The organism is Actinoplanes aureus (assembly GCF_015704865.1).
GTDB lineage: Bacteria > Actinomycetota > Actinomycetes > Mycobacteriales > Micromonosporaceae > Actinoplanes > Actinoplanes aureus.
On record NZ_JADQTO010000005.1, the window covers coordinates 1 to 25,005 of the forward strand.

21 protein-coding genes are annotated in these 25,005 nt (G+C 73.0%); 5 read left to right on the forward strand and 16 right to left on the reverse strand.

The window, feature by feature from the left end:
• Nucleotides 1-811 precede the first annotated feature (811 nt).
• Together I4J89_RS11505 and I4J89_RS11510 are read left to right on the forward strand one after the other, a co-directional pair.
• The gene (locus I4J89_RS11505) at nt 812-2,065 is read left to right on the forward strand and encodes a sensor histidine kinase (protein ID WP_196413906.1); all 1,254 of its coding nucleotides are present in this window, start codon (nt 812-814) and stop codon (nt 2,063-2,065) included.
• Nucleotides 2,062-2,715: a response regulator gene (locus I4J89_RS11510; protein WP_196413907.1), complete on the forward strand. Its 654-nt coding sequence runs from the start codon at nt 2,062-2,064 to the stop codon at nt 2,713-2,715. The genes I4J89_RS11505 and I4J89_RS11510 overlap by 4 nt, the downstream gene beginning before the upstream one ends.
• A gap of 143 nt (nt 2,716-2,858) precedes the next feature.
• On the opposite strand, the gene I4J89_RS11515 is transcribed toward I4J89_RS11510, so the two are convergent.
• The 11 genes from I4J89_RS11515 to I4J89_RS11565 all read right to left on the reverse strand — a co-directional run bounded on the left by I4J89_RS11515 (nt 2,859) and on the right by I4J89_RS11565 (nt 16,249).
• Nucleotides 2,859-3,758, reverse strand: a complete 900-nt coding sequence (locus I4J89_RS11515; RefSeq protein WP_196413908.1) for a GGDEF domain-containing protein — start codon at nt 3,756-3,758, stop codon at nt 2,859-2,861.
• A 43-nt stretch (nt 3,759-3,801) separates the two neighbouring features.
• Entirely contained in the window at nt 3,802-4,452 is a 651-nt protein-coding gene (locus I4J89_RS11520; RefSeq protein ID WP_196413909.1) for a peptidase associated/transthyretin-like domain-containing protein, read from the reverse strand.
• An 82-nt stretch (nt 4,453-4,534) separates the two neighbouring features.
• Nucleotides 4,535-5,290, reverse strand: a complete 756-nt coding sequence (locus I4J89_RS11525) for an ABC transporter permease (protein WP_196414336.1) — start codon at nt 5,288-5,290, stop codon at nt 4,535-4,537.
• An 83-nt stretch (nt 5,291-5,373) separates the two neighbouring features.
• The gene (locus I4J89_RS11530) at nt 5,374-6,345 is read right to left on the reverse strand and encodes an ATP-binding cassette domain-containing protein (protein WP_196413910.1); all 972 of its coding nucleotides are present in this window, start codon (nt 6,343-6,345) and stop codon (nt 5,374-5,376) included.
• A 78-nt stretch (nt 6,346-6,423) separates the two neighbouring features.
• Nucleotides 6,424-9,672, reverse strand: a complete 3,249-nt coding sequence (locus tag I4J89_RS11535) for an AfsR/SARP family transcriptional regulator (RefSeq protein ID WP_196413911.1) — start codon at nt 9,670-9,672, stop codon at nt 6,424-6,426.
• Between the two features lie 48 nt (nt 9,673-9,720).
• A complete protein-coding gene (locus I4J89_RS11540) occupies nt 9,721-11,217 on the reverse strand; it encodes a GGDEF domain-containing protein (RefSeq protein WP_196413912.1) in 1,497 nt (498 codons plus the stop codon).
• A complete protein-coding gene (locus tag I4J89_RS11545) occupies nt 11,214-12,008 on the reverse strand; it encodes a glycosyltransferase family 2 protein (RefSeq protein WP_196413913.1) in 795 nt (264 codons plus the stop codon). Before I4J89_RS11545 ends, I4J89_RS11540 begins: the two co-directional genes overlap by 4 nt.
• A 57-nt stretch (nt 12,009-12,065) precedes the next feature.
• Nucleotides 12,066-12,944, reverse strand: a complete 879-nt coding sequence (locus tag I4J89_RS11550; protein ID WP_196413914.1) for a Sco1979 family transcriptional regulator — start codon at nt 12,942-12,944, stop codon at nt 12,066-12,068.
• Between the two features lie 196 nt (nt 12,945-13,140).
• Complete coding sequence (locus I4J89_RS11555) at nt 13,141-14,913, reverse strand: carbohydrate-binding domain-containing protein (protein WP_196413915.1); 1,773 nt, start codon at nt 14,911-14,913, stop codon at nt 13,141-13,143.
• A gap of 8 nt (nt 14,914-14,921) precedes the next feature.
• Nucleotides 14,922-15,656, reverse strand: coding sequence for a polyphosphate polymerase domain-containing protein (locus I4J89_RS11560; protein WP_196413916.1), 735 nt, complete (start codon nt 15,654-15,656; stop codon nt 14,922-14,924).
• The gene (locus I4J89_RS11565; RefSeq protein WP_196413917.1) at nt 15,653-16,249 is read right to left on the reverse strand and encodes a DUF4956 domain-containing protein; all 597 of its coding nucleotides are present in this window, start codon (nt 16,247-16,249) and stop codon (nt 15,653-15,655) included. Before I4J89_RS11565 ends, I4J89_RS11560 begins: the two co-directional genes overlap by 4 nt.
• A 146-nt stretch (nt 16,250-16,395) precedes the next feature.
• Here I4J89_RS11565 and I4J89_RS11570 point away from each other — a divergent pair, with 146 nt between their 5' ends.
• Together I4J89_RS11570 and lhgD are read left to right on the forward strand one after the other, a co-directional pair.
• Nucleotides 16,396-16,824 carry a GlcG/HbpS family heme-binding protein gene (locus tag I4J89_RS11570; RefSeq protein WP_196413918.1) on the forward strand — a complete coding sequence of 143 codons (429 nt, stop codon included), beginning with the start codon at nt 16,396-16,398 and terminating at the stop codon, nt 16,822-16,824.
• A gap of 22 nt (nt 16,825-16,846) precedes the next feature.
• A complete protein-coding gene (gene lhgD / locus I4J89_RS11575; RefSeq protein ID WP_196413919.1) occupies nt 16,847-18,046 on the forward strand; it encodes an L-2-hydroxyglutarate dehydrogenase in 1,200 nt (399 codons plus the stop codon).
• Here lhgD and I4J89_RS11580 read toward each other — a convergent pair.
• The 3 genes from I4J89_RS11580 to I4J89_RS11590 are packed head-to-tail and all read right to left on the reverse strand — an operon-like array spanning nt 18,043 to nt 20,932.
• Nucleotides 18,043-18,864, reverse strand: coding sequence for an ABC transporter ATP-binding protein (locus tag I4J89_RS11580; protein ID WP_196413920.1), 822 nt, complete (start codon nt 18,862-18,864; stop codon nt 18,043-18,045). The two genes, lhgD and I4J89_RS11580, sit on opposite strands and share 4 nt — an antisense overlap.
• Nucleotides 18,865-18,890: 26 nt before the next feature.
• A complete protein-coding gene (locus tag I4J89_RS11585) occupies nt 18,891-19,913 on the reverse strand; it encodes a FecCD family ABC transporter permease (RefSeq protein ID WP_196413921.1) in 1,023 nt (340 codons plus the stop codon).
• Nucleotides 19,910-20,932, reverse strand: coding sequence for a FecCD family ABC transporter permease (locus I4J89_RS11590; protein ID WP_230858808.1), 1,023 nt, complete (start codon nt 20,930-20,932; stop codon nt 19,910-19,912). Before I4J89_RS11590 ends, I4J89_RS11585 begins: the two co-directional genes overlap by 4 nt.
• 128 nt (nt 20,933-21,060) lie before the next feature.
• Between I4J89_RS11590 and I4J89_RS11595 the strand changes: the two genes are divergently transcribed.
• Nucleotides 21,061-22,104: an ABC transporter substrate-binding protein gene (locus I4J89_RS11595; protein ID WP_373688122.1), complete on the forward strand. Its 1,044-nt coding sequence runs from the start codon at nt 21,061-21,063 to the stop codon at nt 22,102-22,104.
• A 247-nt stretch (nt 22,105-22,351) separates the two neighbouring features.
• Here I4J89_RS11595 and I4J89_RS11600 read toward each other — a convergent pair whose 3' ends face one another.
• Nucleotides 22,352-22,996 carry a response regulator transcription factor gene (locus tag I4J89_RS11600; RefSeq protein ID WP_196413923.1) on the reverse strand — a complete coding sequence of 215 codons (645 nt, stop codon included), beginning with the start codon at nt 22,994-22,996 and terminating at the stop codon, nt 22,352-22,354.
• Nucleotides 22,993-24,912 (reverse strand): sensor histidine kinase, encoded by a 1,920-nt coding sequence (locus I4J89_RS51455; RefSeq protein WP_196413924.1) that lies wholly within the window; start codon nt 24,910-24,912, stop codon nt 22,993-22,995. The genes I4J89_RS11600 and I4J89_RS51455 overlap by 4 nt, the downstream gene beginning before the upstream one ends.
• Between the last annotated feature and the right edge of the window lie 93 nt (nt 24,913-25,005).

A 25,005-nucleotide genomic window follows, 5' to 3' on the forward strand; every position in this document is an offset into this window, starting at 1 on the left:
TCGACCCGGCCCGCACGTCCAGGACTGCTTGATACCGCTGTTCGGTCACGCTGATCTCCACCAACACTCGGCGGAGTGTCACGCACGTCCTGATACCGATCTGTCACGCAGGTCCTGAGACCCGACATCTTGACGCAGTCAACCCGGTGAGGATTTTCTATACGTCTTCAAGGCGCGGCTTCGGGGCGCGGCGCTGCCGCCTTCGGCTCCGCGCCGGCCCCGGCCGCGCTGACGGAAGCTCAGCCAAACACGACGAAGCCCCAGACGTTCTCGCGCGAGAACGTCCGGGGCTTCAGCCGTCAACGGATCCGGCAGGGTCTTATCCAGGATGCCGATCGTGCATCTCGCGTACGGCTGCCACCTGCACCGTCTCTTCCGCCTGCCGGTACGACCCTACGGTCTGGGGCGCTCCGCAGCACCGTTTGAGGCGACGGCACGATTCTAGCGGCGCAGCGATCGGGTCAGGCGCCTGCCTCCGGTGGCCCTGCCGGGGGCGGCCTGCGGCCAGCCGAGGAGCAACTGCGGCCTCCGGCGGGCGCTCGGGGAAGCCTTCCCGCCACGCGCCGAAGGCAATCAGACCGGGCAGAGCCCGCGCGACGGGAAGCCTTCGGTCTCTCCCTTGGTAAAGATCATCGGACACAGCATGGGCACAATGCAGCCCAGAAAACAGCGTAAAACGATGACGATCGATGACAGGCTCCAGTGCAGGTCAGCGCGCGATTCAGTTGCCTTCCCGCACGTGGCCGACACCCCTCGATTGGTATATCCAGCACTACCGACGCGCGGAGACGATGCCGGTAGCGTGCCGGGCATGGCCGTCCGTACCGCGCTGGAGGCGCTCACCCTGCGGCCGACCGTGTTCCTGCGGTCCGCGTGGCCATGGCGGTCCCTCGCCTACCTGGCCGGTGGGGCCCTGCTCGGCGCGGCCACCATCCTCGCGGTGATCGCGCTGGTGCTCGCCGGCACGGTTCTCTCGGTGCTCGTGGTGGGGTTCGCGGGTTATGTGGCGACCGTGCTCTCCGGCATCGTGGTGGCCCGCGTCGAGCGGCGCCGCCTGCGCCTGGTCGACCTCGACGAATTGCCCGACCCGCACCAGCCGCCGCCTCGGGCCGGGCTGCGCGCCTGGCTCAACCTGCGGCTGCGGGAGCAGGCGACCTGGCGCGAGCTCGGCTACGCCATGGTGTCGGCGGGCGTGCTCTGCTGGATGGACGCCCTGGTGATCGGCGGCGCCGGGTACATCGTGCTGGTCATGATCGGCGCGCCGTACTTCATCAGCGACGAGCCGTTGTCGAACACGCTGCTGCTCACGCTGGCCGGGATTCCGTTGACGGTGATTCTGGCGTACCCGATCACCGCGTGGGCCGGCGCCCGCGCCGCCATGGCCCGCGCCATCCTGGCGCCGCGCACCGACGATACCGACGCCCGCCTCGTCGAGGTCACCCGCTCCCGGGCCCGGCTGGTCGACGCCTTCGAGGTGGAACGCCGCCGCATCGAACGCGACCTGCACGACGGCGCGCAGCAGCGCCTGGTCGCGCTCAGCATGCAGCTCGGCCTGGCCCGCCTCGAACTGCCGGCCGGCACGCCCGCCGCGAACTCCGTGGCGGCCGCGCACGAGCTCGCCAAACAGGCCCTCACCGAGCTGCGGGAGCTGATCCGCGGGGTGCATCCGCAGGTGCTCACCGACCGGGGACTCGCCGCGGCGATCGGTCAGGCGGCCTCGGTGGCGCCGCTGCCGGTCGACCTGAACGTCCGGCTGCCCGGGCGGCTGCCGTCCGCGGTGGAGGTCACCGCGTACTTCGTGGTCGCCGAGGCCCTCACCAACGTGGCGAAGCACAGCGGCGCACACCGGGCCGCGATCCGGGCCTGGGTGACCGGCGGCCGCCTGGTCCTGGACGTCAGCGACGACGGTCACGGCGGTGCCGATCCGGCCGGCGGTTCCGGGCTGGTCGGGCTCGCCGACCGGGTCGCCGTCCTGGACGGCACGGTGACTCTGTCCAGCCCGGTCGGAGGGCCTACGCTCGTGCGCGTGGAGATCCCGGTGCCGGTCGAGGAAGCGGAACGTTGAGCGCAGGCCTGCGGGTGGTGATCGCCGAGGACGGGCTGATCGTGCGGGAGGGCGTGGCCGGGATGCTGCGGCACTTCGGGCACGAGGTGGTGGCCGCGGTCGGCGATGCCTCCGCGCTGCGCGCGGCGGTCGCCGAGCACCGGCCGGACATCGTGGTCACCGACGTGCGGATGCCGCCGGGCTTCAGCGACGAGGGCCTGCAGGCGGCGATCGAGTTGCGCGCCGCCGACCCGGACCTGCCGGTGCTGGTGCTCAGCCAGTACGTGGAGCAGACGTACGCCGCGGAACTCCTCGACTCCGGCCGCGCCGCCGGCGTCGGCTACCTGCTGAAGGACCGGATCGGCGAGGTCACCGAGTTCGTCGACGCGCTCACCGCGGTGGCGGCCGGCCGGACCGTGGTCGACCCAGAGGTGGTCCGGCAGTTGCTCAGCCGGCGGCGTGACCCGCTGCACCGGCTCACCGCCCGGGAGCGGGAGGTGCTGGGTCTGATGGCGGAGGGCCGCTCGAACGCGGCGATCGCCCGCGAACTGGTGGTCACCGAGGCCGCCGTGGCCAAGCACATCGGCAGCCTGCTCGCCAAGCTCGACCTGCCGCCGGACGCGGACGACCACCGGCGGGTCCGGGCGGTGCTCGCCTACCTGCGGGGGTAGTGCCGTTTGTGCGGCTGGTGAGAATCGCGCCGCACCCGGTGAACCGCCCGGGCCGTCCGGGGAGTACCGGAGTGTGTCGTGGCGCGGGCCGATCGTGATGCCCGGAGTCGTCCCGCGCTGCGGCCCCTCCCCGGCGGTCCCTCTCAGGCGGCCAGTTCGGCGGTCTCGGCGCGGACCGTGTTGCGGTGGTGGCGCTTCGCGTCGTACATCACGCGGTCCGCGTGTTCGACCAGGTCGGCCGCTGATCGGGGCGGCTCGGTGAAGGTGACCGCGCCGACGCTGAAACCCACCCGGGGCTGCCACGCCGCGGTGCCGTCGAGCAGGCGGTCGTGCAGCTCACGCAGCACTTCGAGGCTGTCCTCGCGGGTGCTGCCGGGCAGCAGGACGGCGAACTCGTCGCCGCCGAGCCGGGCCACCCGGGCATCCGAACCCAGGCTCCGGCGCAGCACCCGGCCCACCGCGGCCAGCACCGCGTCGCCGGTGGCGTGGCCGTGGGTGTCGTTGACCGCCTTGAACCCGTCCACGTCGACGTACGCGGCGGTCAGCGGCCGGCCGGTCTGCCGCATCCGCTCGATCTCCTCCTCGGCCGCCTCCCGGAACGCGCGGGCGTTCGGCAGGCCGGTCAGCAGGTCGGTACGGGAGAGGTCCTGTTCCTCGGCGAGACGCAGCGCCTGGTGGCTGACGAGGGCGCCGACCGGCCACAGGACGGCGAAGCGGGACACCAGGTTCCACACCGGGATCAGCTCGTTCGGGTACGGGTCGAGCTGCGTGCCGTACTCGACGCCGCTCCAGGTGAGTGCCGAGATCGCGGCGACGGTGGTGCTGGACCGGCCGCCGGCGGCCGCCGCCAGGAACACCGGCAGGAGATAGCCGACCGCCATCGACACGGTACGCCCGGTGGCCCAGTCGGCGACCGCGATGAGGCTGAGCAGGGCCAGGGCGGTGGCGGTCAGGCGGGCCGCCGGCATCCGGTGCAGCCATTCGATCGCCGCCGCCAGCAGCGGGCCGGCGGAGGGTGCCGTCGCGGGTCGTCGGATACGCACGAGGGGGAGATCGGCCGCCCGCCGCGTTACCTGAGCCGTGCGGTCAGCCGGCCGTGGTGGCGATCCCGGCGGTGATACCGGCGAGCAGGCCGCAGGTGAGGTCGTACCGGTCGCGGGGGACCACGTTCAGCATCCCGCCGCCGGTGAGCTCCGGGTCGTCGTCGTTGGCGGTCCGGGCGACCCCGAGGTCCCGGTACGGCGGCAGGCCCGCGACCTGCGCGGTGAGTGTCTCCGGGAAGTACAGGCGGCCGGTGTGCGCGATCGACCGTCCACCGGCCAGATAGCCACCGAGGTGGACCTCGGCCCGCAGGTGCACGGCCTGGCCGGGGAGCCACCCGGGGTGGACGGTACGGAACTCGGCGTACCCCTGCGGGTCGGTGGTCTGCGCGCCGCGCAGGACGGTCTCGCCGTCCGGGGCGCAGTGCCGGATGTCGACGACCGCGCGGGTCACCGGGTCGCCGTTCAGCGCGTCCAGGACCCGGATCCGCAACATCAGCGGCAGGCCGGGGTGGTCGCCGGCGATGTCCCGGCGGACCAGTTCGAGCGGCAGCCGCTGTGACCCGCCGGTGCCGGCCGGCACCAGCAGGAACGTGTAGGCCAGCGAGGGCCGGGGCGGGAACTCGGTCCGGCGGGCCCCGGGAAGGGTGGTCTGAAGCCTCGTGATGACCGGCCCGCCGGTCTCGTCGTCCCGCACTGCCAACCCCCGCTGCCGATCGTGTTAGTTGATCTTTGCAGGGAAACAAGCGTTTGATGCAGGTTTCGACATTTTTGTCTGGTCAGCGGCCGAGCTTGCGGTACATCCGGACGGCCACCGGCGCGCAGATCGCGATGAGCAGCACCGGCCAGGCCACCGCGAGCAGCAGCGCGTGCTCGGCCGGCCAGGAGTCACCGGTCAGGCCCGGATTGCCGAACAGCTCGCGGATCGCCGAGGTGGTCGCCGAGAGCGGGTTCCACGCGGCGATCGTGCCCAGCCAGCCCGGCATCAGCTCCGGCGCGACGAAGACGTTGGACACCGCGCTCAACGGGAAGGCGAGCGGGAACACGATCATCGCGACCGTGTCCGGGTTCGGTGCGACCAGGCCGAGGACCATGCCGACCCAGCTCAGCGCCAGCCGCAGCAGCAGGAGCAGCCCGATCGCGGCCAGCATGTTGCCGATGCCGCGGTGCCAGTCCCAGCCGACCAGCAGCCCGCAGAGCACCAGGGCGGTGGTCTCCAGCACGGCGCGTACCAGGTCGGCCGCCGCCCGGCCGGTCATCAGCGCGGACCGGGCGACCGGCATCGACCGGAACCGGTCCACCACGCCGCGGCCCACGTCGGTGGCGATCGCGGTGGCGGTCGCGCCGATGCCGTACAGCATGGTCATCACGAAGACGCCGGGCAGCAGGAACTCCCGGTAGCCGCCCCCGCCGGGTACCTGCATGCCGCTGCCGAACACGTACCCGAAGACCAGCACGAACATGATCGGCAGACTGAAGTAGATGACCAGCTCTTCCGGCGAACGGATCACATGGCGCAGATACCGGCCGGCCATCACCCGGCCGTCCGCGAACGCGCGGCCCCGGCGGGCGGTCGCTGACTCGGTGGTGCGCGGCGCCGCCGCCTCGGTCACGATGGTCATCGGGATGCCTCCTTCTCGGCCGGGTGGCCGGTGAGCTGCAGGAACGCCTCGTCCAGGGTGGGGCGGTGAATGCCGACGTCCACGACGGCGATCCCGGTCTCCTGCAACGCCCGCACCACCGCGGTGAGCGCGGCCATCCGGTCGGCCACCGGTACGCGCACCCGCCGGTGATCCCGGTCCACGTCCGGCGTCGCGCCGGTGATCCGGGCGACGAGCGCCGCCACGCCGTCGAGCCGCTCGGCGTCCCGGACCACCAGCTCCAGCCGGTCCGCGCCGATCGCCGTCTTCAGCTCCTCGGGGGTGCCCTCGGCCACCACCCGGCCGGCGTCGACCACCGCGATCCGGCCGGCGAGCTGGTCGGCCTCCTCCAGGTACTGGGTGGTGAGCAGCACGGTGGTCCCGCCGGCGACCAGCTCCCGGACGGCGTCCCACACCTGGTTGCGGCTGCGCGGGTCCAGGCCGGTGGTCGGCTCGTCGAGGAAGAGCACCTGCGGGCTGCGGATCAGGCTCGCGGCCAGGTCCAGCCGGCGGCGCATGCCACCCGAGTACTGATTCACCGACCGGTCGGCCGCGTCGCTGAGGTCGAAGCGGTCGAGCAGCTCGCCGGCGCGGCTCTTGGCCTGCCGGCCGCCCAGCTGGTGCAGGCGTCCGAACAGGACCAGGTTCTGCCGGCCGCTGAGCACCTCGTCGACCGCCGCGTACTGGCCGGTCACGGCGATCCGGTCGCGGACCAGGTCGGGCCTGCGGGCGACGTCGGCGCCGGCCACCTCCGCCCGGCCGGCGTCGAAGCTGAGCAGGGTGGACAGGATCCGGACGGCGGTGGTCTTCCCGGCGCCGTTCGGGCCGAGCAGGCCGTAGACCGTACCGGCGGGCGCTCGCAGGTGGAATTCGTCGAGGGCGGTGGTGCCGTTCCCGCCCCGGTAGCGTTTGCGCAGCCCCTCGGCCACGACCGCGGATGTCGTCGTCATGCCAGCAGCCTGGTCCGGCCCGCTGACCGTCCACGCACCGCGCGCTGACCGCCCCCGCACCGCGGCCGATGACGCCGGTCAGGGCTGCAGGAGCCGGTAGGCCTCGGTGGTGCGCAGGCCGCTGCCACGGGCCGCCGCGGCGGCGTACCGGTCCGGGCCGAGTTTCGCCCGGGCGGTTCCGGCGACCTGGGCGGCCAGTTCGGTCGCCTCCGCTTCCGGGCGCAGGCGCAGGGCCAGCACGGTACCCAGCAGCGTGGCGGCCTGCTCGGCGTCGCCGTCGGCCAGGGCCAGTGCGGCCAGCCGGTCGATCGCCTCCGCCATCACCTGGAAGCCGAGCATCCCGGCGCGGACGGTGAACACCTGCCGGTAGCGTGCGGCGGCGGACGCCGCGTCGCCCGTCGCCTCGGCGATGCGTCCCAGGGTCACCAGGATCGCCATCCGGGTGCCGTCGGCGCCGTACCAGCCGACCGGGCAGGCGTCCAGCGCCGCCTGGCACCGGCCGGCCGCCTCGGCCAGGTCACCGCGGCTCAGCGCGACGGCGCCGTGCCCGAGCAGCGCGGCCGCGACCAGCTCCGGTGCACCGCACTCGCGGGCCAGCTCGGCGGACCGGACGAAGTCCTCGGCGGCGCCGGCCAGGTCACCGGCGCTCAGCCGGCCCTCGCCGCGGCCGCGCAGCAGGTCGGCGACGTCCACACTGGAGCCCAGCTCGCCGGCGAGCCGCAGCGCCTCGTCCATCGGCTCGATCGCGCCGGCCGGGTCGCCCCGCCAGATCGCCATCTCGGCCACCCCGGAGAGGGCGAGCATGGCGCCCCACCGCTCGCCGATCTCGCGGAACCCGGCCAGCGCGGAGACGAAGTCGGCCTCCGCCTCGTCGGCGGTCGCCCCGGCGAACAGCAGCATCCAGCCGCCGCCGATCCCGCCGAGCGCGTCGCTCCACGGCTGCCCGCCGAGCCCGGCCCGCAGCCGCCGGTTCAGGGCCACCACCTCGTCGGGAGCGGCGTCCGGCGGGCCGACCGCCATCGCCGACAGGTAGAGCAGGAACGGCTGGGCCGGCGGCTCGGTCAGCGTCATCATGTAGTTCGCCCAGCGGGGGGCGGGCGGTTCGGTGCCGCCGAGGGTGGCGTTCAGCACGCACAGCGCGTACTCCTCGGTGCGACCCGGCGGCGGCTCCGCGCCGGTCTCCCGCAGCACCTGGCGGGCCAGGCCGGTGGCCTCGGCGCGCAGCCCGCGCAGCCACCAGTAGAAGGAGAGCGCGGAGACCAGGCGCAGCGCCGTGCCGGCGTCGCCGTCGGCCGACGACCGGCGCAGCGCGGCGTGCAGGTTGTCCCGGTCGGCGTCCAGGCGGTCCAGCCAGGTGAGCTGCTCAGCGGTACGCAGCATCGGGTCCGCGGTGCGGGCCAGCCCGAGGAAGTACGCCGCGTGCGCGCGCCGCATCCGGTCCCGCTCGCCGGACTCGGCGAGGCGGTCCGCGCAGTACGCCTGGATCGTCGCCAGCATCCGGTAGCGGGCGCCGTCCCGCTCGATCAGCGACTTGCCGACCAGGCTGGTGAGAACCTCGACGGTCTCCGGAGCGCCGCCCGCCGCGGCCGGCGGTATTCCGGAGCCGCAGACCCGTTCCACGGCGTCCAGGCCGGCACTGCCGGCGAAGACGGTGAACCGGCGGGCGAGGACCCGTTCCGGCTCGGTGAGCAGATCCCAGCTCCAGGCGACCACGGCCTGCAACGTGCGGTGCCGGGACTCGGCGGTACGGCTGCCGCGCGACAGCAGCCGGAACCGGTCGTCGAGCCGGGCGGCCACCTCGGCTACCGGCAGCGCGTGCAGCCGGGCCGCGGCGAGTTCGACGGCGAGCGGCAGCCCGTCGAGCATCCGGCAGACCCGGCGGACCGCCGCCGCGTTCTCCGGCGTGACCGCGAAACCGGGGGACACGTCGGCGGCGCGCTCGGCGAAGAGGCGGACGGCGGCGAAGCCCGCGAGGTCGTCCCCGGCCGCGCCGGCCGGCGGCACCGGCAGGCCGGAGACCGGGACCAGGGTCTCGCCGGTGATGCCGAGCGGTTCCCGGCTGGTGGCCAGCACCCGGACCCGGGGCGCCGCGGCGAGCAGGCGCCCGGCCAGGGCGGCGGCCGCCTCCACCACGTGCTCGCAGTTGTCCAGCACGAGCAGCAGCCGCCGGTCGGCCAGGGCGGCGAGCAGGCGGTCGGTGGCGGTGGGCGGCTCGGCCGCCGGCCTGTCGTTGAGGCGCAGGTCGCGCAGGCCGAGGGCGCTCAGGACGGCCCGGGGCACCTGGTCGCCGCCGGCCGCCGCGAGTTCCACGAAGCAGACGTCGGTGTCGTGCCGGGCGGCGGACTCGACGGCCAGGCGGGTCTTGCCGGCGCCGCCCGGGCCGTGCAGCGTGACCAGGCGGGCGGTGCGCAGCGCGGCGGCGACCCGGCTGAGCTCGGTCTCGCGCCCGACGAAGCTGGTCAGCTGGGTCGGCAGCCCGGACCGGCCCGGTGTGGCGGACGGACCCGGCTGGTTCACCCGGACCGAGGTGGCGGAGGGGCGCGGTGCGCCGGGGGCCGGCGGTGGGGCGGTGCCGCGCAGCACTGCCGTGTGCACGGCGGTGAGCTCGGGTGACGGGTCGGCGCCCAGTTCCTCGGCGAGGGTGCGGCGCGCGTCCTCGTACGCGGCAAGGGCTTCGGCCGGGCGCCCGGCCGCGACCAGAGCGCGCATGAGCAACGCCCGCGGCCGCTCGCGGAGCGGATGCGCGGCGATCAGCTCGCGTAGCTCGGTGATCGCGTGCGCCGGCAGCAGCCGCGTCTCGTCCCCGCCGGCGGCCGGGGGATGCGCCGAGAGCCGCAACTGGACCTCGTGCAGATCCTCGGCGGCGGTCAGGCGGAGCTCGGTCAGGCGGGCGGCGTGCGGCGCGGCGAACGGCGCGTCCCGCACGTCCGCCAGGGGCTCACCCCGCCAGAGGGCGGCGGCCGAGCGGAGCACCGCCGCGGCCCGCTCCGGCTCGTCCGCGGCGAGCGCCTGCCGACCCTCGGCGGCGAGCGCCGCGAACCGGTGGGCGTCCACCTCGTCCGGTTCCACCGCGAGGCGGTAACCGGCCGGGTCCAGTTCCACCGGCAGGGTCTGCCGCAACCGGGAGACCTGCGACTGCAGCGCGTTGCCGGCGCCGGCCGGCGGGTGCTCGCCGTAGAGGCCGTCGATCAGGCGGTCGATGCCGACCGGGTGGCCCGCGTCGAGCAGCAGCATCGCCAGCAGCGCGCGCAGCCGGGGCCCGCCGAGCGGAACCGGCCGCCCGTCGGGGTACTCCGCCTGGAGCGGGCCCAGGATGCCGAACCGCATGTCGACGATTGTGACTGCTGCCGCCGCGTGGCCGACACCCGGTACCGGTCAGGCGGCCCGCATCTCCGGAACCTGCTCGTCGGCGGTGGCGACCCGGTTGCGGCCGGCGTTCTTGGCGGCGTACAGGGCGCGGTCGGCGGCGAGCACCAGCTCGTCGGTGGAGCCGACGGCCGGCATGCCGGCGGTGCCCACCGAGACGGTGACCCGGCACAGGCGCTGCTCGGCGACCGCGATCGGGGCCGCGCTCACGCCGCGGCGGATCCGCTCGGCGATCTCCCAGGCCTGCTGCGGGCCGGTGTTCGGCAGCAGCACGGCGAACTCCTCGCCGCCGTACCGGGCCACCACGTCACCGGGGCGGATCAGCTCCTGGAGGCGGTGGGTCACCTCGACCAGGACCCGGTCGCCGCCGTTGTGGCCGTACGTGTCGTTGACGTTCTTGAAGTGGTCGATGTCGAGCAGCAGCATGCTCAGCGGCTGGCCGTACCGGTCGGAGCGGGCGCCCTCGTTGCCGAGCGCCTCCTCGAAGTAGCGGCGGCTGCGCAGGCCGGTCAGCCCGTCGGTGATGGCGGCCAGCCGCTGTGCCCGTACCAGGCCGGTCATCCGGACCAGCACCAGCAGGAAGAGCAGGTTGCAGACGGCCGCGGCCGCGATCACCTGCGGCTCGCTGCCCTTGGCGACCTGGACCAGCATCGAGGTGGGTGCGATCATCGCGGCCAGCGCCAGGACGACCAGCCGGCCGGTGGTGGCGTCCGGGGTGGCGGCACTGGAGTCGCTGACCAGCTTGGGCGCCGACGGGTGCAGCACACCGGCGGCGAGCAGGAAGCCCGAGGCGATCCAGAACCCGTCCAGGTAGTTGGCCACCTGGTAGGTGCCGTTGAGCTGCTGGATGCTGTAGATCGTGTCGGCGACGAGGACCAGCGCCAGGTAGCCGCCGATCATGCGCAGCGACGCCGAGCGGGGACCGGCGCCGAGCATGAGGCGGGCACCCACCATGATCAGCATCAGGTCGCCGACCGGGTAGCCGAGCGAGACGAAGGCGGCCAGATCGTGGCCGCCGCCGCCCGTCCAGGTCGGGGCGATGATGAACTCGAACACCAGGTAGCCGGCGCCGATCGCGACGATCGCGGCGTCGATGGCGCTGGCGCCGTCCCAGCCCGGCGTACGGCGGCGGATGACGAGCAGCAGCCCCATCGCCATGAGCGGGTAGGAGGCCAGGTAGAACGCGTCGGCGATGCCCGGATAGGGCACCTCGTCGAGCGTCAGCGCCTGGACGTAGAAGATGACGTCCGCGGCCACGCTGACCGCGGCGGAGCCCGCCATGAGCAGCATGAACTTGCGCAACACCGGATGCCGGCGCGCGGCGAACAGGCAGGCCACACCGAAGGCGGCGTTGGCGCTGACGTAAAGCGCCACCTGGGTGCCGGGCAGGACGTCCAGGCGGGCCAGGGTGTAGTACGCGGCGATGACGAGGGGGGCGGCGGCCAGGCAGAGGTGCCAGGCCGCGACGCGCCGGGTCATGACGGCGGTACTCGAGGCGCTGCTCATGCACTCAGAGTGAGTGTCTCCCGGTGCCGGTTCGCTGCGGTTCGGTTGCGGCTCAGGTGCAGACGGCCGAACACGTACACCCGCCGCACCGCGAAACCGGCCAGCGGCCGGTAGACGCGGGCCGAGTCGTGCAGCGGCCGCAAGTGCGACGACTTGTTGCCGTCGAGGTACACGGTGGCGATCTCGACCTCCTCGATCGGCAGCCGGTCCCGTGCGGCGCGCAGCCGCAGCCGCAGCTCGTACTCGAAGCGGTCACCCGGCACCGTGACCAGCGGGCGCAGCATGCGAGCCGGATAACCGCGCAGCCCGGTCTGCGTGTCGGTGACCCTCAGCCCGATTGCCAGATGGAAGAAGAGGCTGGTCGCCGCGTTGCCGAAGCGGCTGCGGGCGGGCACCCGGCCGGTGAAGCGGCGCACGCCGAGGACCATCGCCGGGCCCGCGCCGACGCGCTCGGCCACCGCCTCGATGTCCTCCGGCCGGTGCTGCCCGTCGCTGTCGGCGCAGACCACCTCCTGGCCGGGATGGCGGGCCGCGATGTGCGCGAAGCCGGCCTTCAGGGCGAAACCCTTACCCCGGTTGCGGGCCAGCGTGAGCAGGCCTCGGAAGATCATCGCCGACGATCCGCCGCCGTCCAGGTTGTAGGCCGTCTCGGCGCCGCGGTCGGCGAAGATCTGCGCGAACTCCGGCAGGGTGACGCCCCGGCTGTACCCCCGGCTGCGCCCGTCCACCACGACGAGGAGCACGCCGGCGAGGAGGCCGCGGTGGCTGATCTGGCGAGGATTGTTCGTCACGCCGGGAAGTGAACCGGCCGATTTTGTGCGGCTTCTGTGCCCCGCCCGTCGCCCGGCTTAGTTCTGGTCGCCCAGCTCGTCGAGGATCTTGCGCAGGAAGATCGGGGTTCGGCTCGGGTGCTCGGCCTCGATGAACAACCGGCCGATCGCCGCCGCGTAGTGATCGACCTCTTCCCGCTTCTCCAGGTAGAGACCGCTGGTGAGGTGCTCGATGTAGACCACGTCGGGCAGCTTGTCGTGCGGGAACCGCAGGATGCTGAACGCCCCACCGGCCGCGGCGTGCCCGCCGGACTCGAACGGCATCACCTGGAGCCGCACGTTGGGCGAGTCACAGGCGGTGATCAGCGACTCGATCTGCTCGCGCAGCACCGCGCGGCCGCCGATCGGCCGGCGCAGCACCGCCTCGTCGAGGACCGCCCACAGCCGGGGCGCGTCCGGCCGCTCCAGCACCTGCTTGCGGGCCATGCGCAACCGGGCCCGGCGGTCGATCTCGCCGGGACTGGCGGTGTCGTGCCCGAGCCGGATCACCGCCCGCGCGTACGCGTCGGTCTGCAACAGGCCGGGGACGAACTGCACCTCGTAGGTGCGGATCAGCTCGGCCGCCTGCTCCAGGTCCAGGTAGTTCTGGAACCAGGTGTCGAGCACGTCCGCGTACGCATGCCACCAGCTCGGCGCGTTGGCCTCCCGGGCCAGCGTGAGAACCCGGTGGTGCTCGACCGGGTCGTCCACCCCGTACAGCTTCAGCAGGTCGGTGACGTCGCGTTCCTTGAAGCTGACCCGGCCCAGCTCCATCCGGCTGATCTTCGACTCGGAGCCACGGATCCGGTAGCCGGCCTGGTCACGGGTGAGCCCGGCGGCCCGGCGCAGGGCTCGCAGGTGTGCGCCGAGCTGGAGCCGGCGGACGGTCGCGCCACCGGTCTCGTTGTCGTCGCTCACCCGGGCCTCCCCGATCAGGGATCGTGCAGCCGCCGGCGAGGTCCTCAGTGGATTCGCCGGCCGGGGGTCGAGGTCAGCTTACCCAGGGCCGAACCAGAACAGTCACCCACCCGAGCGATGTCGGTACACAGTGTTGATCCGCGACGACGAACGGCCCCCCGGCGCGGCACCGGAGGGCCGTCGTACCGGATGGCGCCTAACGCGGCCCGTGGCCGCCTGCCGGTGCCTCGCCCGCGGTGACCGTCGCGACCTTCGTCGCGGAGCCGAGCGAGCCGCCTGCGGTGAGCCCGCCGGTGCTGTCGCCGCTCGCCGAGCCGCCGGTGTGAACGGTGTACTGCTGGCCGGACTTGACCGCCGGCGAGGAGTAGACGATGTTCTGCACGGTCTTGCCGGCAACGTAGCTCGCCACCACGTCGCCGTCCGAGTTCACGATCTGCACCGTGGTGCCGGCCGTGACCGCGCTGTCCAGCGTGGCGGAGAGCCAGCCCTGCGCCGAGTCGGTGCCCGGGGGGACCACCATGCCGGCACTGCCCGCCGCCAGCAGGACCCCGCCGCTGATCGTGAAGCTGCCGTTCACGTCGAGCGCGCCGTTGCCGTTCCGCTGCGGCCCGTTCACCACCACGGTGCCGCCGGTGATGGTCGCGGTGCCGTTCGAGTCCAGACCGTCGCCCTCCGAGTCGATCACCAGGGTGCCGCCGTTGACGGTGACCGAGAAGTCGCCGACGTCGTTGCCGCGTCCGCCGGCCCTCTCGCCCGTGGCGGCGCCGCCGGCGCCGTTGATGCCGTCGTCGCTGGAGGTGACGTGCACGGTGCCGTCGTTGAGCACGAAGTCGGCCGCCTCCAGGCCCTCGACGGCCGCGGTCACCTCGACGCTGCCGCCGTCGACGATCTGCTGGCCCTCCGCGTGCACGCCGTCGTCGCCGCTGGCCACCGTGACCTTCGCGCCGGCGAAGTGCACCGCGCCGTCGCTGTGCACCGCGTCGTCGGAGGCGTCCACGCTGGTGGTGCCGCCTTCCAAGACGGTGATCACGCCGGACTCCAGGCCCTTGGCGCTCGCGTCGTCGCTCGGCTGGACGGTGTGCCCGCCGCCGGCGGTGACCGTGATCGTGCCGCCGGTGGTGACGATGTCGGTCACCGCGTCGACGCCGTCGCCCGTGGCGTCGATCGTCATCGTGCCGCCGGTCACGGACACGTAGCCGGAGTCGGCGTCCTCCTCGTTGTCGGCCTTCACGCCGTCGCCGCCGGCGGAGACCTTGACGGTGCCGCCGTTGATCACGACGTAGTCCTTGCCGCGGATCCCGTCGTCCGCCGCCTGCACGGTGATGGTGCCGGACTGGACCAGGGTGCCGTCCTTGCTCGCGATGCCGTCGTTGCCGTTCCCGGTCACGGTCAGCGCACCGCCACCGGTGATCGTCAGGTCGCCCGCGCTGAACAGGGCGGCGTTGACGTCGGCGTCCTCGGCGTACGACGAGGTGTCGGCGAGTTTGTTCGTGGTCCCGTCGGCGAGCTGGACGACCAGTTCGGCGGCGTCGGTGGCGGCGATCGCCGTGGTGGTGGAGCTGGTGATGTCCACGCCGTCGAGGATCAGCGTGACGGTGGCGTCCGGCGCGTTCACCACGATCTGGCCGTCGGTGAGGGTGCCGCTGAGCCGGTAGGTGCCGGCCGCGCTGATGGTGACCGTCGAGCCGTCGATCGTGACGCCGTCCGCGGAGGACGAGGCCGAGGTGCCGGAGAGGGTGATCTCGGCGGCGTCGGCGGTGCCGGCGGTGGTCGCGGTGTGCGCGGTCTTGTTGGCGGCCAGCACCGCGGCCGCGGTCTGTGTGCCGTCCACAGTGGCGGCGTCGACGGTGGCCGCGGCGGCGGTCGCGGCGGTGGCCCCGGGGTCGCCGCCGGTCGCGCAGCCACCCAGGAGGGCGGCGGCGAGTACCGCGGAGCTGACGGCGGCAACGAACTTCCTACGCAGTCTCATGGGGTTCCTCAGCGGTTGAAGTGACGGCGGAGCACGGGGTGCCACCGGTTGGCGGGGAGTTCGGGGCGCAGCGCGGCGAGGCCGGTCGCGTACTTCGAGATCGGGCACGGGCGGTGCCCGAGCGACCAGAGCAGCCGGTCGACGTCGGAGGCGGCGCGTGCGGTCTTGGTCTCGACGATCACCGAGTGCGGCATCCGCACGGTGGAACCGTCCGGCAGCGTCCAGGCGAGGTCGGTGTCGACGGTGACCCGGCTGCCGGTGGACGGGACGTAGAGGGTGGTGCGGCGGTAGCGGGTGGCCAGGACCGGGCGGAACTCGTACCCGTCGGCCGGGATGCCGGCGCCGGCGAGGACCGCGCCGGTGTGCGCCAGGCCGTCCGTGCCCAGGTGGGCGCCGTCCCCGGCGTACGGGATCCGTTCCTTGACCGTCATCCCGCGGCCGCCGCGGGTCTTGACCTCCAGGAACTCCAGGCCGCTGTCCACATAGGTGCGTATCCGGATCTTGAAGCGCCGGCGGCGGCCGCGCGCGGCCGCCAGGTAGGCGTCCAGGCCGGCGGTGTCGAAATAGACCGATCGGTACGCGAAACCGCGCCGGCCTTCGATCTCCAGCATCCTGACGTCCCCGGGCATCGCGTCCAGCACGCCCGGCAACTCCCCGGCGGGGATCAGGTACTTGCGGTCCAGCCGGGTCAGCAGCGCCGCCTCGCTGACCAGTTCGTCCAGGCTGATCGGTGCGAGACTCATCCGACGCTCACCCGCTCCACCCGCGGACTCGGCTCCCGGCGGACCTGCCCGCCCGGCGGCGCGATGTAGCGGACGTCGACGAGGGTGCTGTCGTTGACCAGGTCGACCTGCTTGACCACCAGGCCCATCACCCGCCCGCCGAGCAGCGTCTCCAGGTGGGCGCGCAGCGCGTCCTCGTCGGTGTACGCCACGTCGAGCCGCAGCTGCTGATTGCGGTACCGCCGGAACAGCGACGGGTGGTCACCGACGAACAGGGCCGCCACGACCAGCAGCATCAGCCCGCCGTGCAGCAGGTCCGGGGTGCCGAGCCCGGCGATCAGGCCGAGCGCCAGCGCCGCGAAGTAGTACGCGATCTCGTGCTGGGCGATCTCGTCGGAGCGCAGCCGGATGATCGACAGGACGCCGAACAGGCCGAGCCCGAGGCCCGCCCCGACCGCGGTGTTGCCGAGCACCAGCGCCACGGCGAGCACGCCGATGTTCACCCCGAGGAACGCGGCGACCAGATCGCGGCGGCGATGGCGGGGGAAGTAGACGCCGAAAGTCAGAAGGGCGATCGCGGTCAGGTCCGCGGCGACGGCGAGCAAGGTGTCCAAGGATCAGTCCTTCAGCAGGAGTTCTTCAGCTGTTCCCATTGAGCGGGCGCTTGCTGTCCACCTGCTGTGACGCTGTTGTGCGGTACGTCTGAGTCGCTGATCTACTGGAAGAACGCCGCGGTAGCGAAGATCCGGGAGGCACTCTCATGACGAAGCTGACCCTGGCCGAAGCCGAACGGATCCTGGCCGGCACGCTTCGGCGCGGCGAGCAGCTGGGCAAGGCGCTCAGCGTCGCGATCGTCGACGACGGCGGGCACCTGATCTCGGTGAAGCGTTCGGACGGCGCTCGCGCGCTGACCCCGAGCATCGCGATCGCCAAGGCGTACAGCGCCGCGATCATGGAACGCCCCACCAACATGCTGTACGACTGGGCGCAGAGCAACCCGGGCTTCTTCGCCCAGCTCTCCACGATGGCCTCGCACCCGATCGTGGCCACCGAGGGTGGCGTGACGATCAAGCGGGACGGCGAGATCCTCGGCGGTCTCGGCGTCTCCGGCGGCACCCCCGCCGAGGACCAGCAGGCATGCGAGGAGGTGTTGAAGGAACTCGGCTACGAGCTGGTATTCGGTGGGTGAATCGGCGGGGAGGAACGACAGGATGGCGGACGAGATCGTCGGGATCATCGGGGCCGGCATCGTGGGCCTGGCCATCGGCCGGGAGACGGCCCGGCGCCGGCCGGGCACCCGGGTCGTGGTGCTGGAGAAGGAAGCCGAGGTGGCGCTGCACCAGACCGGCCACAACTCGGGCGTGGTGCACGCCGGCATCTACTACACGCCGGGCAGTCTCAAGGCTGAGCTCTGCACCCGCGGGCGGTTGCTGCTGCGGGAGTACTGCGCGGAACGGGGGATCGCGTACGACGAGTGCGGCAAGCTCGTCGTCGCGGTGCGCGAGGACGAGATGGGACGCCTGGACGCCCTGGAGAAGCGGGCGCGGGAGAACGGCGTACCCGGTCTGCTTCGTGTCGATCCGGCCGGGATCCGCGAGATCGAGCCGCATGCCGCCGGCCTCGCGGCCTTGCATTCACCGGAGACGGCGATCACCGATTTCCCCGGCGTGGCCAGGGCCTTCGCGGCCGACATCGCGGCCGCCGGGGGAGAGGTACGCGTCAACTTCCCGGTCACCGCGATCAAGAGGAACACCGGGTCGATCCGGATCGAGTCCGGCGACCAGAGCGTGACCGTGGATCAGGTGATCGTCTGCGCCGGCATACAGACCGACCAGGTGTCGCGTCTGGCCGGCGACACCGCCGCACCGCGGATCATCCCGTTCCGGGGCGAGTACATGCGGGTCAAGCCGGAGAAGGCGGACCTGGTCCGCGGCATGATCTATCCGGTCCCGGACCCGCGCTATCCGTTTCTCGGCGTGCATTTCACCCGCCGGGTGACAGGGATGGTCGAGGTCGGCCCGAACGCGGTTCTCGGGCTGGCCCGCGAGGGTTACCGCCGCGGCGACATCTCGGTACGCGACCTGTTCGGCATCGCGGCCTGGCCGGGCACCTGGCGGATGGCCCGGCAGCACTGGCGCACCGGCGTCAAAGAGGTGCGCGGATCGCTCTCCAAGCGCCGCTACATGGCCGAGGCCATGCAGTACGTGCCGGAGATCGGCGCGGCCGACGTCGTGCGTGCCGGCGCCGGCGTACGCGCGCAGGCCCTGGACCGTGACGGCGCCCTGGTCGACGACTTCCGGATCCACCGCCTGGGCCCGGTCACCGCCGTGCGAAACGCCCCCTCACCTGCGGCGACGTCCTCGCTGGCAATCGCCGAGTATGTGGTGAACGACGTCTTCGGACCGGGCTAGCCCGGCACGGCGGGTGCGGGGTGCGCCACCTCGGCGCGGCGGCGGGCCGCCGGCACGACCAGCGGCGTCCCGGTCTCCGGGTCGTCGATCACCCGGCAGGGCAGGCCGAACACCTCGGCGACCAGCTCGGCCGTCAGCACGTCTTCCGGCCGTCCGGAGCCGACGATCTTTCCCTCGCGCATCGCGATCAGGTGGGTGGCGTACCGGGCGGCGTGGTTCAGGTCGTGCAGCACCGCGACGAGCGTACGGCCCTGGGTCTCGTGCAGCTGGGCGCACAGATCGAGCACCTCGATCTGGTGCGCGATGTCCAGGAACGTGGTCGGCTCGTCGAGCAGCAGCAGCGGTGTCTGCTGGGCGAGCGCCATGGCCAGCCAGACCCGCTGGCGCTGGCCGCCGGAGAGCTCGTCGACGTTGCGGTCGGCCAGGTCGGCCACCCCGGTCGCCTCCATCGACTCGGTGACCACCTGCTCGTCGGTGGTCGACCAGCGGCGGATCAGGCTCTGGTGCGGGTAACGGCCGCGGGCCACCAGCTCGGCGACGGTGATGCCGTCCGGAGCGGTCGACGACTGCGGGAGCAGGCCCAGCGTCTTGGCCACCTGCCGGGTGGGCAGCGAGTGCACGTCGGAGCCGTCCAGCAGCACCGAGCCGGCGGTCGGCTTGAGCAGCCGGGACAGGGCCCGCAGCAGGGTGGACTTGCCGCACGCGTTCGGACCGATGATCACGGTGAACGAGCCGTCCGGGATGTCGACGCTGAGATCCTCGGCGATGACCCGCTTGTCGTAGGCCAGAGTCATTCCGGTCCCGCTGAGGCGACTCATCTTCTCTCCTGTGTTCGTCATCTTCATCAGATCCGGCCGGCCCGGCGTTCGGTGGTGAGCAGCCAGACCAGGTAGGCGCCGCCGACGATGCCGGTGACCACGCCGACCGGCAGGGGACGTGCGGCGTGCTGGGCGATCCAGTCGGCGCCGACGAGCAGCAGCGCGCCCATGGCGAGCGAGGGCACCAGGTTGGGCCCGGGCGCCCGGGTGAGTCGTTTCGCCAGGTGCGGCGCGATCAGCGCGACGAAGGCGACGGGCCCGGCCGCAGCCGCGGCGCACGACACCAGCAACGCGGCGACGAACAACGCGCTGGTACGCAGTACGCGTACCGGCACGCCCAGAGCAGCCGCCGCGTCGTCACCCATCTCCAGGATCCGCAGCCCCGGGCCGCAGGCCAGCAGCAGAATCGGCAGCGTGACGGCCAGAACCCCGAGCAGCGGTCCGGCCTGCTGCCAGTCGCGGCCGTCGAGGCTGCCGGTGAGCCAGAGCATCGCCCGGGCGTTCTCCATCTGCACACCCCGGGTCAGCAGATAGCCGCTGATGCCGGTGAAGATGGCGGCCAGCCCGATGCCGACCAGGATGAACCGGTAGCCGTGCAGGCCGTGCCGCCCGCCGATGAGCTGGATCAGCAGTGCCGCGCCGAGACCGCCGGCCACCGCGGCCAGGGAGAGCTGGGTGCTGGAGCCGCCCAGGATCACCACGGTGAGCGCCGCGGTGCCCGCCCCGTTGGTGATGCCCAGGATGTCCGGGCTGCCCAGCGGGTTGCGGACCAGGGACTGGAAGACCGCGCCGCCGGCCGCCAGAGCCATCCCGACCAGGATCGCGGTGATCATGCGAGGCAGGCGCAGCTCGTTGACGATGAAGTCCTGCGCCGGGGTGCCCTGCCCGAACAGGGTGCGGACCACGTCGGCCGGCGGGATCGGGAACTCGCCGGTGCCCAGGGTCAGCACGCTGATCACGGCCGTGCCGAGCACCGCGACGATGCCGACGATCACCGCGCGGGGGCGGACACCGACCCGGCTGCCGATGGTTCCGTTCAGGGTGGTCATCGGGCGGCTCGCACGAGATAGAGGAACAGGGGACCGCCGAGAACCGCGGTGACCGTGCCGACCTGGAGCTCGCCGGGGCTGCCCAGCACCCGGCCGAGCACGTCGGCGCCGAGAAGCAGCACCGGCGCCAGCACCGCCGTGTACGGCAGCATCCAGCGCAGGTCGGGGCCGGTGATCGGGCGGACCATGTGTGGGATCAGCAGTCCGACGAAGACGATCGGCCCGCAGGCCGCGGTGGCGCCGCCGCAGAGCAGGGTGACCGCGACCAGGACCGCGGTGCGGATCACCGCGGGCCGGCTGCCGAGGGCACGGGCCGCGTCGTCACCGAGCGACAGCGCGTTGAGGGGGCGGGCGGCCGCGATCGCGATCAGCAGACCGGCCGCGAAGAACGGCAGCAGCCGGGCCACCGTGGCGAAGTCGGCGCTGGCCAGCGAGCCGGCCGTCCAGAACCGCACCTTCTCGATGGCCTGCGAGTCGGAGAGCAGCGCGGCGCTCACATAGGAGTACAGCGTGGCGTTGAGCGCCGCACCGGCCAGGGCCAGCCGGGCCGGGGTGGCCGAGCGGCCGCCGCCGACCGCGTAGACCAGGGCGGTCACGACCGCGGCGCCGAGCAGGGCGAACCAGATGTAGCCGTAGAACGTGCCGATACCGAGGAAGACCGCGGCGCTGGCCACGCCCGCCGAGGCGCCGGCGTTGATGCCGAGCAGGCCGGGGTCGGCCAGGGGGTTGCGGGTGAGCGCCTGCATGATCGTGCCGGCCAGGCCGAGGGCCATGCCCACCATCAGGCCGAGCAGCGTCCGCGGCAGGCGCATGTCGTGCACGATCCGGTAATACTGCGACGCCGGGTCGGTGAGCCCGGCCCACACGTCGCCGGGGGAGAGGAAGCGGGCACCGAACCCGATGCTCAGAACCAGCACGGCGGCGAGCACCGCGAGCGAGATCAGGAAGCCGATCAACCGTACGGAGGAACGCCGGACCGCCGGCTCCACCGGCGCCGTGGTGCGTAGCCCCTGGTCCATCAGGGTGTCATGGGTGGACAGTTGCGGCTCCCGTCACGGTTGGGCTCATCCTGTTGACGCGCGTTCGGCTCGTTAGGTTAGCCTAACCATTCATCCGGTCGGACGACCGGTCGTACCCCTAGGAAAGAATGACGATGTCGTACTCCAACCTTTCTTTGTCCCGTCGGGGCCTGCTGGCCGCGGGTGGCGCCACCGCCCTCGGCGCGCTGCTCAGCGCATGTGGAGGTAACGAGGACAGCGGGTCGTCGGCCGGCACCTCCTCGGCCGCCGCGGCCGGTCCCTGGGCGTTCACCGACGACCAGCCGAAGGACCTGAAGGCCGACAAGACCCCGAGCAAGATCGTCGCGTTCACCGGCACCGCCGCCGCGCTCGTCGACCTCGGTCTCCAGGACAAGATCGTCGGTGTCTTCGGCGAGACCAAGAAGGCCGACGGCACCGCCGAGGACCAGGCCGGCGACCTGGACATCAGCAAGGTCGAGATCATCGGCAACGCCTGGGGCGAGTTCTCCGTCGAGAAGTACGCGGCGCTCAGCCCCGAGCTGCTGATCACCCACATGTTCGACCCGGGTGCGTACTGGTACATCCCGGACGAGAGCAAGGACAAGATCCTCGGTCTCGCCCCGACCGCCACCATCACCGTCGGCCGGGTCCCGCTGACCAAGCCGATCGAGCGGTACGCCGAGCTCGCCAAGTCCCTCGGCGCCGACCTCAACGCGCCGAAGGTCGCCGAGGCCAAGGCCCGCTTCGAGAAGGCCGCCGCCGACCTGTCCGCGGCCGCCAAGGCCAGCGGCGGCATCAAGGTGCTCGCCGGCTCCGGTTCGCCCGACATCTTCTACGTGTCGAACCCGAAGGTGTCGTCGGACATCATGTACTTCAAGGAGCTCGGCGTCGACATCATCGTCCCGGAGAAGACCGACGGCGGTGACTACTACGAGTCGCTGAGCTGGGAGAACGCCGACAAGTACCACGCCGACATCATCTTCCTGGACGCGCGTACCGGCACCCTGCAGCCGAAGGACCTGACCGCCAAGCCGGCCTGGAACGCGCTGCCCGCCGTCAAGGCGAACCAGGTCTTCCCGTGGCAGGCCGTGCCGATCTACTCGTGGGCCGGTTCCGCCCCGCTGCTGGAGGCGCTGACCGCCGCGATCACCAAGTCCAAGAAGCTGAGCTGAGTTCAAGGCCTCGCCTCCGGCTCGGCGGCATCGCGCCCTTTCACGTCGATGCCGAGGGCACCGGAAACGACCACGCTTCGCTAGCCGGTTGCCGCCCCCACCGCCACGACGGGCGCGGGGCGGTTCGCTTGCGCTCACCCCCCCTCCGGGGCGGTCTGCATGGGCCCGGCGGCCGCGCTGGGGCTGGGACGGCGGGCCGCGATCGCGGGCGAAACGGGTGAGGAGCCGTCGTGCGTACCGATGAGTCTTATGCTCCGCCGAGGCCGGCCTCGCGGGCGCGCACGATCGCCTGGGCCCGGTCCGCGACCCGCAGCTTGGCCAGGATCGCGGAGAGGTAGTTGCGCACGGTCTTGTCGCTGAGCGAGAGCCGCCGCGCCACCGCGAGGTTGTCCAGGCCGCGCGCCACCAGGTCGAGGACGTCGAGTTCGCGCTGGGTGAGCTCGGGGAACGGCGAGCCGGAGGTCCGCGCGCCGGTCAGGAAGCCCAGCGCTCGCTGGGCGACCGGGCCGGAGAAGAGCACGTCGCCGTTGGCCACGGCGCGGATGGCGCGTTCCAGCTCGTCCGGTGACGCGTTCTTCAGCAGATAGCCGCGCGCCCCGGCTCGCATCGCGGCGAAGACCGAATCGTCGTCGTCCAGCATGGTCACCACCAGCACGCGCACCCGCGGGTCGCGGCGGACCAGCGCCGCGGTGGCCTCCACGCCGGAGCCGCCGGCCTCCAGGTGCAGGTCCATCAGCACCACGTCCGGCTGGACCGTGGCCACCACCTCGAGCGCGGCCGGCAGGTCGGCGGCCTCGCCGGCCACCTCGATGCCGTCCAGGGAGAGCAGCAGCGAGCGTACGCCCATCCGGAACATCGGATGGTCGTCGACGATCACCACGCGCAGTGTCATCGCGGGACCACCACCTGCACGAGCGTGCCCTGCGGGACCGCCGCGGCGAGGGCCAGCGTGCCGCCCAGCTCCTCGGCGCGTTCCCGCATCGAGCGCAGGCCGATGCCGGGCTCGGCCGCGCTGTCCAGTCCGCGGCCGTCGTCGGCGACCTCCAGTCGGACGTTGCCGTCGTCCACGGCGAGCCGGACCGCCGCCCTCGCGGCCCCCGCGTGCCGGCGCGCGTTGACCAGGGCTTCCGCCGCGATGCCGTAGAGAGCGGCGGCGAGTTCCGGCGGCAGATCCCCGGTGTCGCCGGTGACCTCGGCGGTGACCGCGAGATCGGTCCCGCCGAGCCGGTCCGCGAGTTCGGTGACCGCGACGCCCAGACCGTGCCGCTCCAGCGACGGCGGCAGCAACGCCCGGGCCAGCGTGCGTACGTCCTCGGCGCTGCGATCCAGCTCGCCGCGCAGCTGATCGAGCATCTCGGCCGCCTCACCGGTACGACCGGACTCGAGCAGATTACGCGCACCGCGGACGGTGAGCCCGACGCCGACCAGGGTGGGCCCGAGCCGGTCGTGCAGTTCCCGGCGCAGCAGACGCCGTTCCTCGACACGCACCGCGGTGGTCCGGGCCCGGGCCGCGGCCAGTTCCTCGGTGCGCACCGCGAGCTGCGCGACGGCCGCGACCGGGCCGGCGAGCACAGCCAGGTCCTTTCCGGTACGCGCGTCGAGCCGTTCCCCGGGCGCCCCGGTGACGGTGAGCCGGCCGACCGGCGTCCCGGCGTAGGTCAGCTCGACGGTCATCGGCGGTCCACCGGGCTCCCCGATCGCTGCGAGAACCCGGGTGGCCGGGCCGGGGATCTCCAGGTGCACCGAGTGCAGGCGCAGCGATTCGCGGATCGCCTCGAGCGCGCCCTCGACCGGTCCCGCCGCGTCGGTGCCGATCCGGTGTGCCAGCCGCTCGGCCGCCGTGCCCGGCCGGGCCGACGGGCCGCGCACCAGGTGGTCCACCCGGTCCCGCAGCCAGGTGCGGGCCGGGAACACCGTCACCGCCAGCACCCCGGCCGCGACCGCGCCGGCCGTGCCGTCCGGCAGCGGCACCAGGGCGATCACACCCTGCGCGAGCAGGACGTAGGCGGCCACCGAGCCGGCGGTGAGCAGCGACCAGAGCAGGGCCCGGCTGACCGCGACGTCGATGCCCCAGAGCCGCTGCCGGAGCACCACGGCGAGGGTGGCCGCCGGGAAGAACGCCTGCGCGGCCATCTGCAGGATCGGCGTCACCGTCGCGTACGCGATCGGCTTGGCCACCTCCAGCGGCAGCGCCAGGGGAACGAACGAGAGTGTCATCAGCGCCGAGCCGATCACCAGCCAGCCCAGCCCGCGCCCGCGTTCCGGCGGCAGCCGCCGCCAGCGCAGGTACGCGTCGGCGGTGGCACAGAGTCCGAGCAGGACCACCACGCCCATCTGCACCGGCAGGGTGTCCTCGACGAACGCATCCCACTCCGGGCTGCCGACCCGGATCACCCCGTTGACCGGCCGGATCACCCGGGCCAGGGTGATGGCCGCGCTGACCGTGGCGCCGGCGGCGACGGCGACCCGGGCGTGCCGGGGCAACCTGTCGTCACGGACCAGCCACGGCACCACGGTGATCAGGGCCAGGGTGCCCGGCACCCAGGCGGTGCCGACCACGTCGATCAGCTGCTCGGCGAAGGGCGGGCCGCCCGCGACCTCCAGCAGCGGATAGCGCTGGCCGATCGCGGCCAGCCCGCACCCGATCGCGGCCAGCCCGGCGAGCGCGCCGACCACCCGGGCGCCGCGGCTCAGCAGCAGGCCCGCGAGCAGCCCGTAGACCACCGCCACGGTCACGTCGTTGAGGTAGAACCACTCGGTCCACGCCTCGTCGGTACCCGAGAAGGGCAGCATGACGACCGCGATCACGGCGGTGAGCAGAGCGGCGGGGGGGGGCCCGGGGGGGGGGGGCGCGGGGGTGGGGGGGGGGGGGGCCGCGCGCCCCAGAGAGGCACAGCGCCG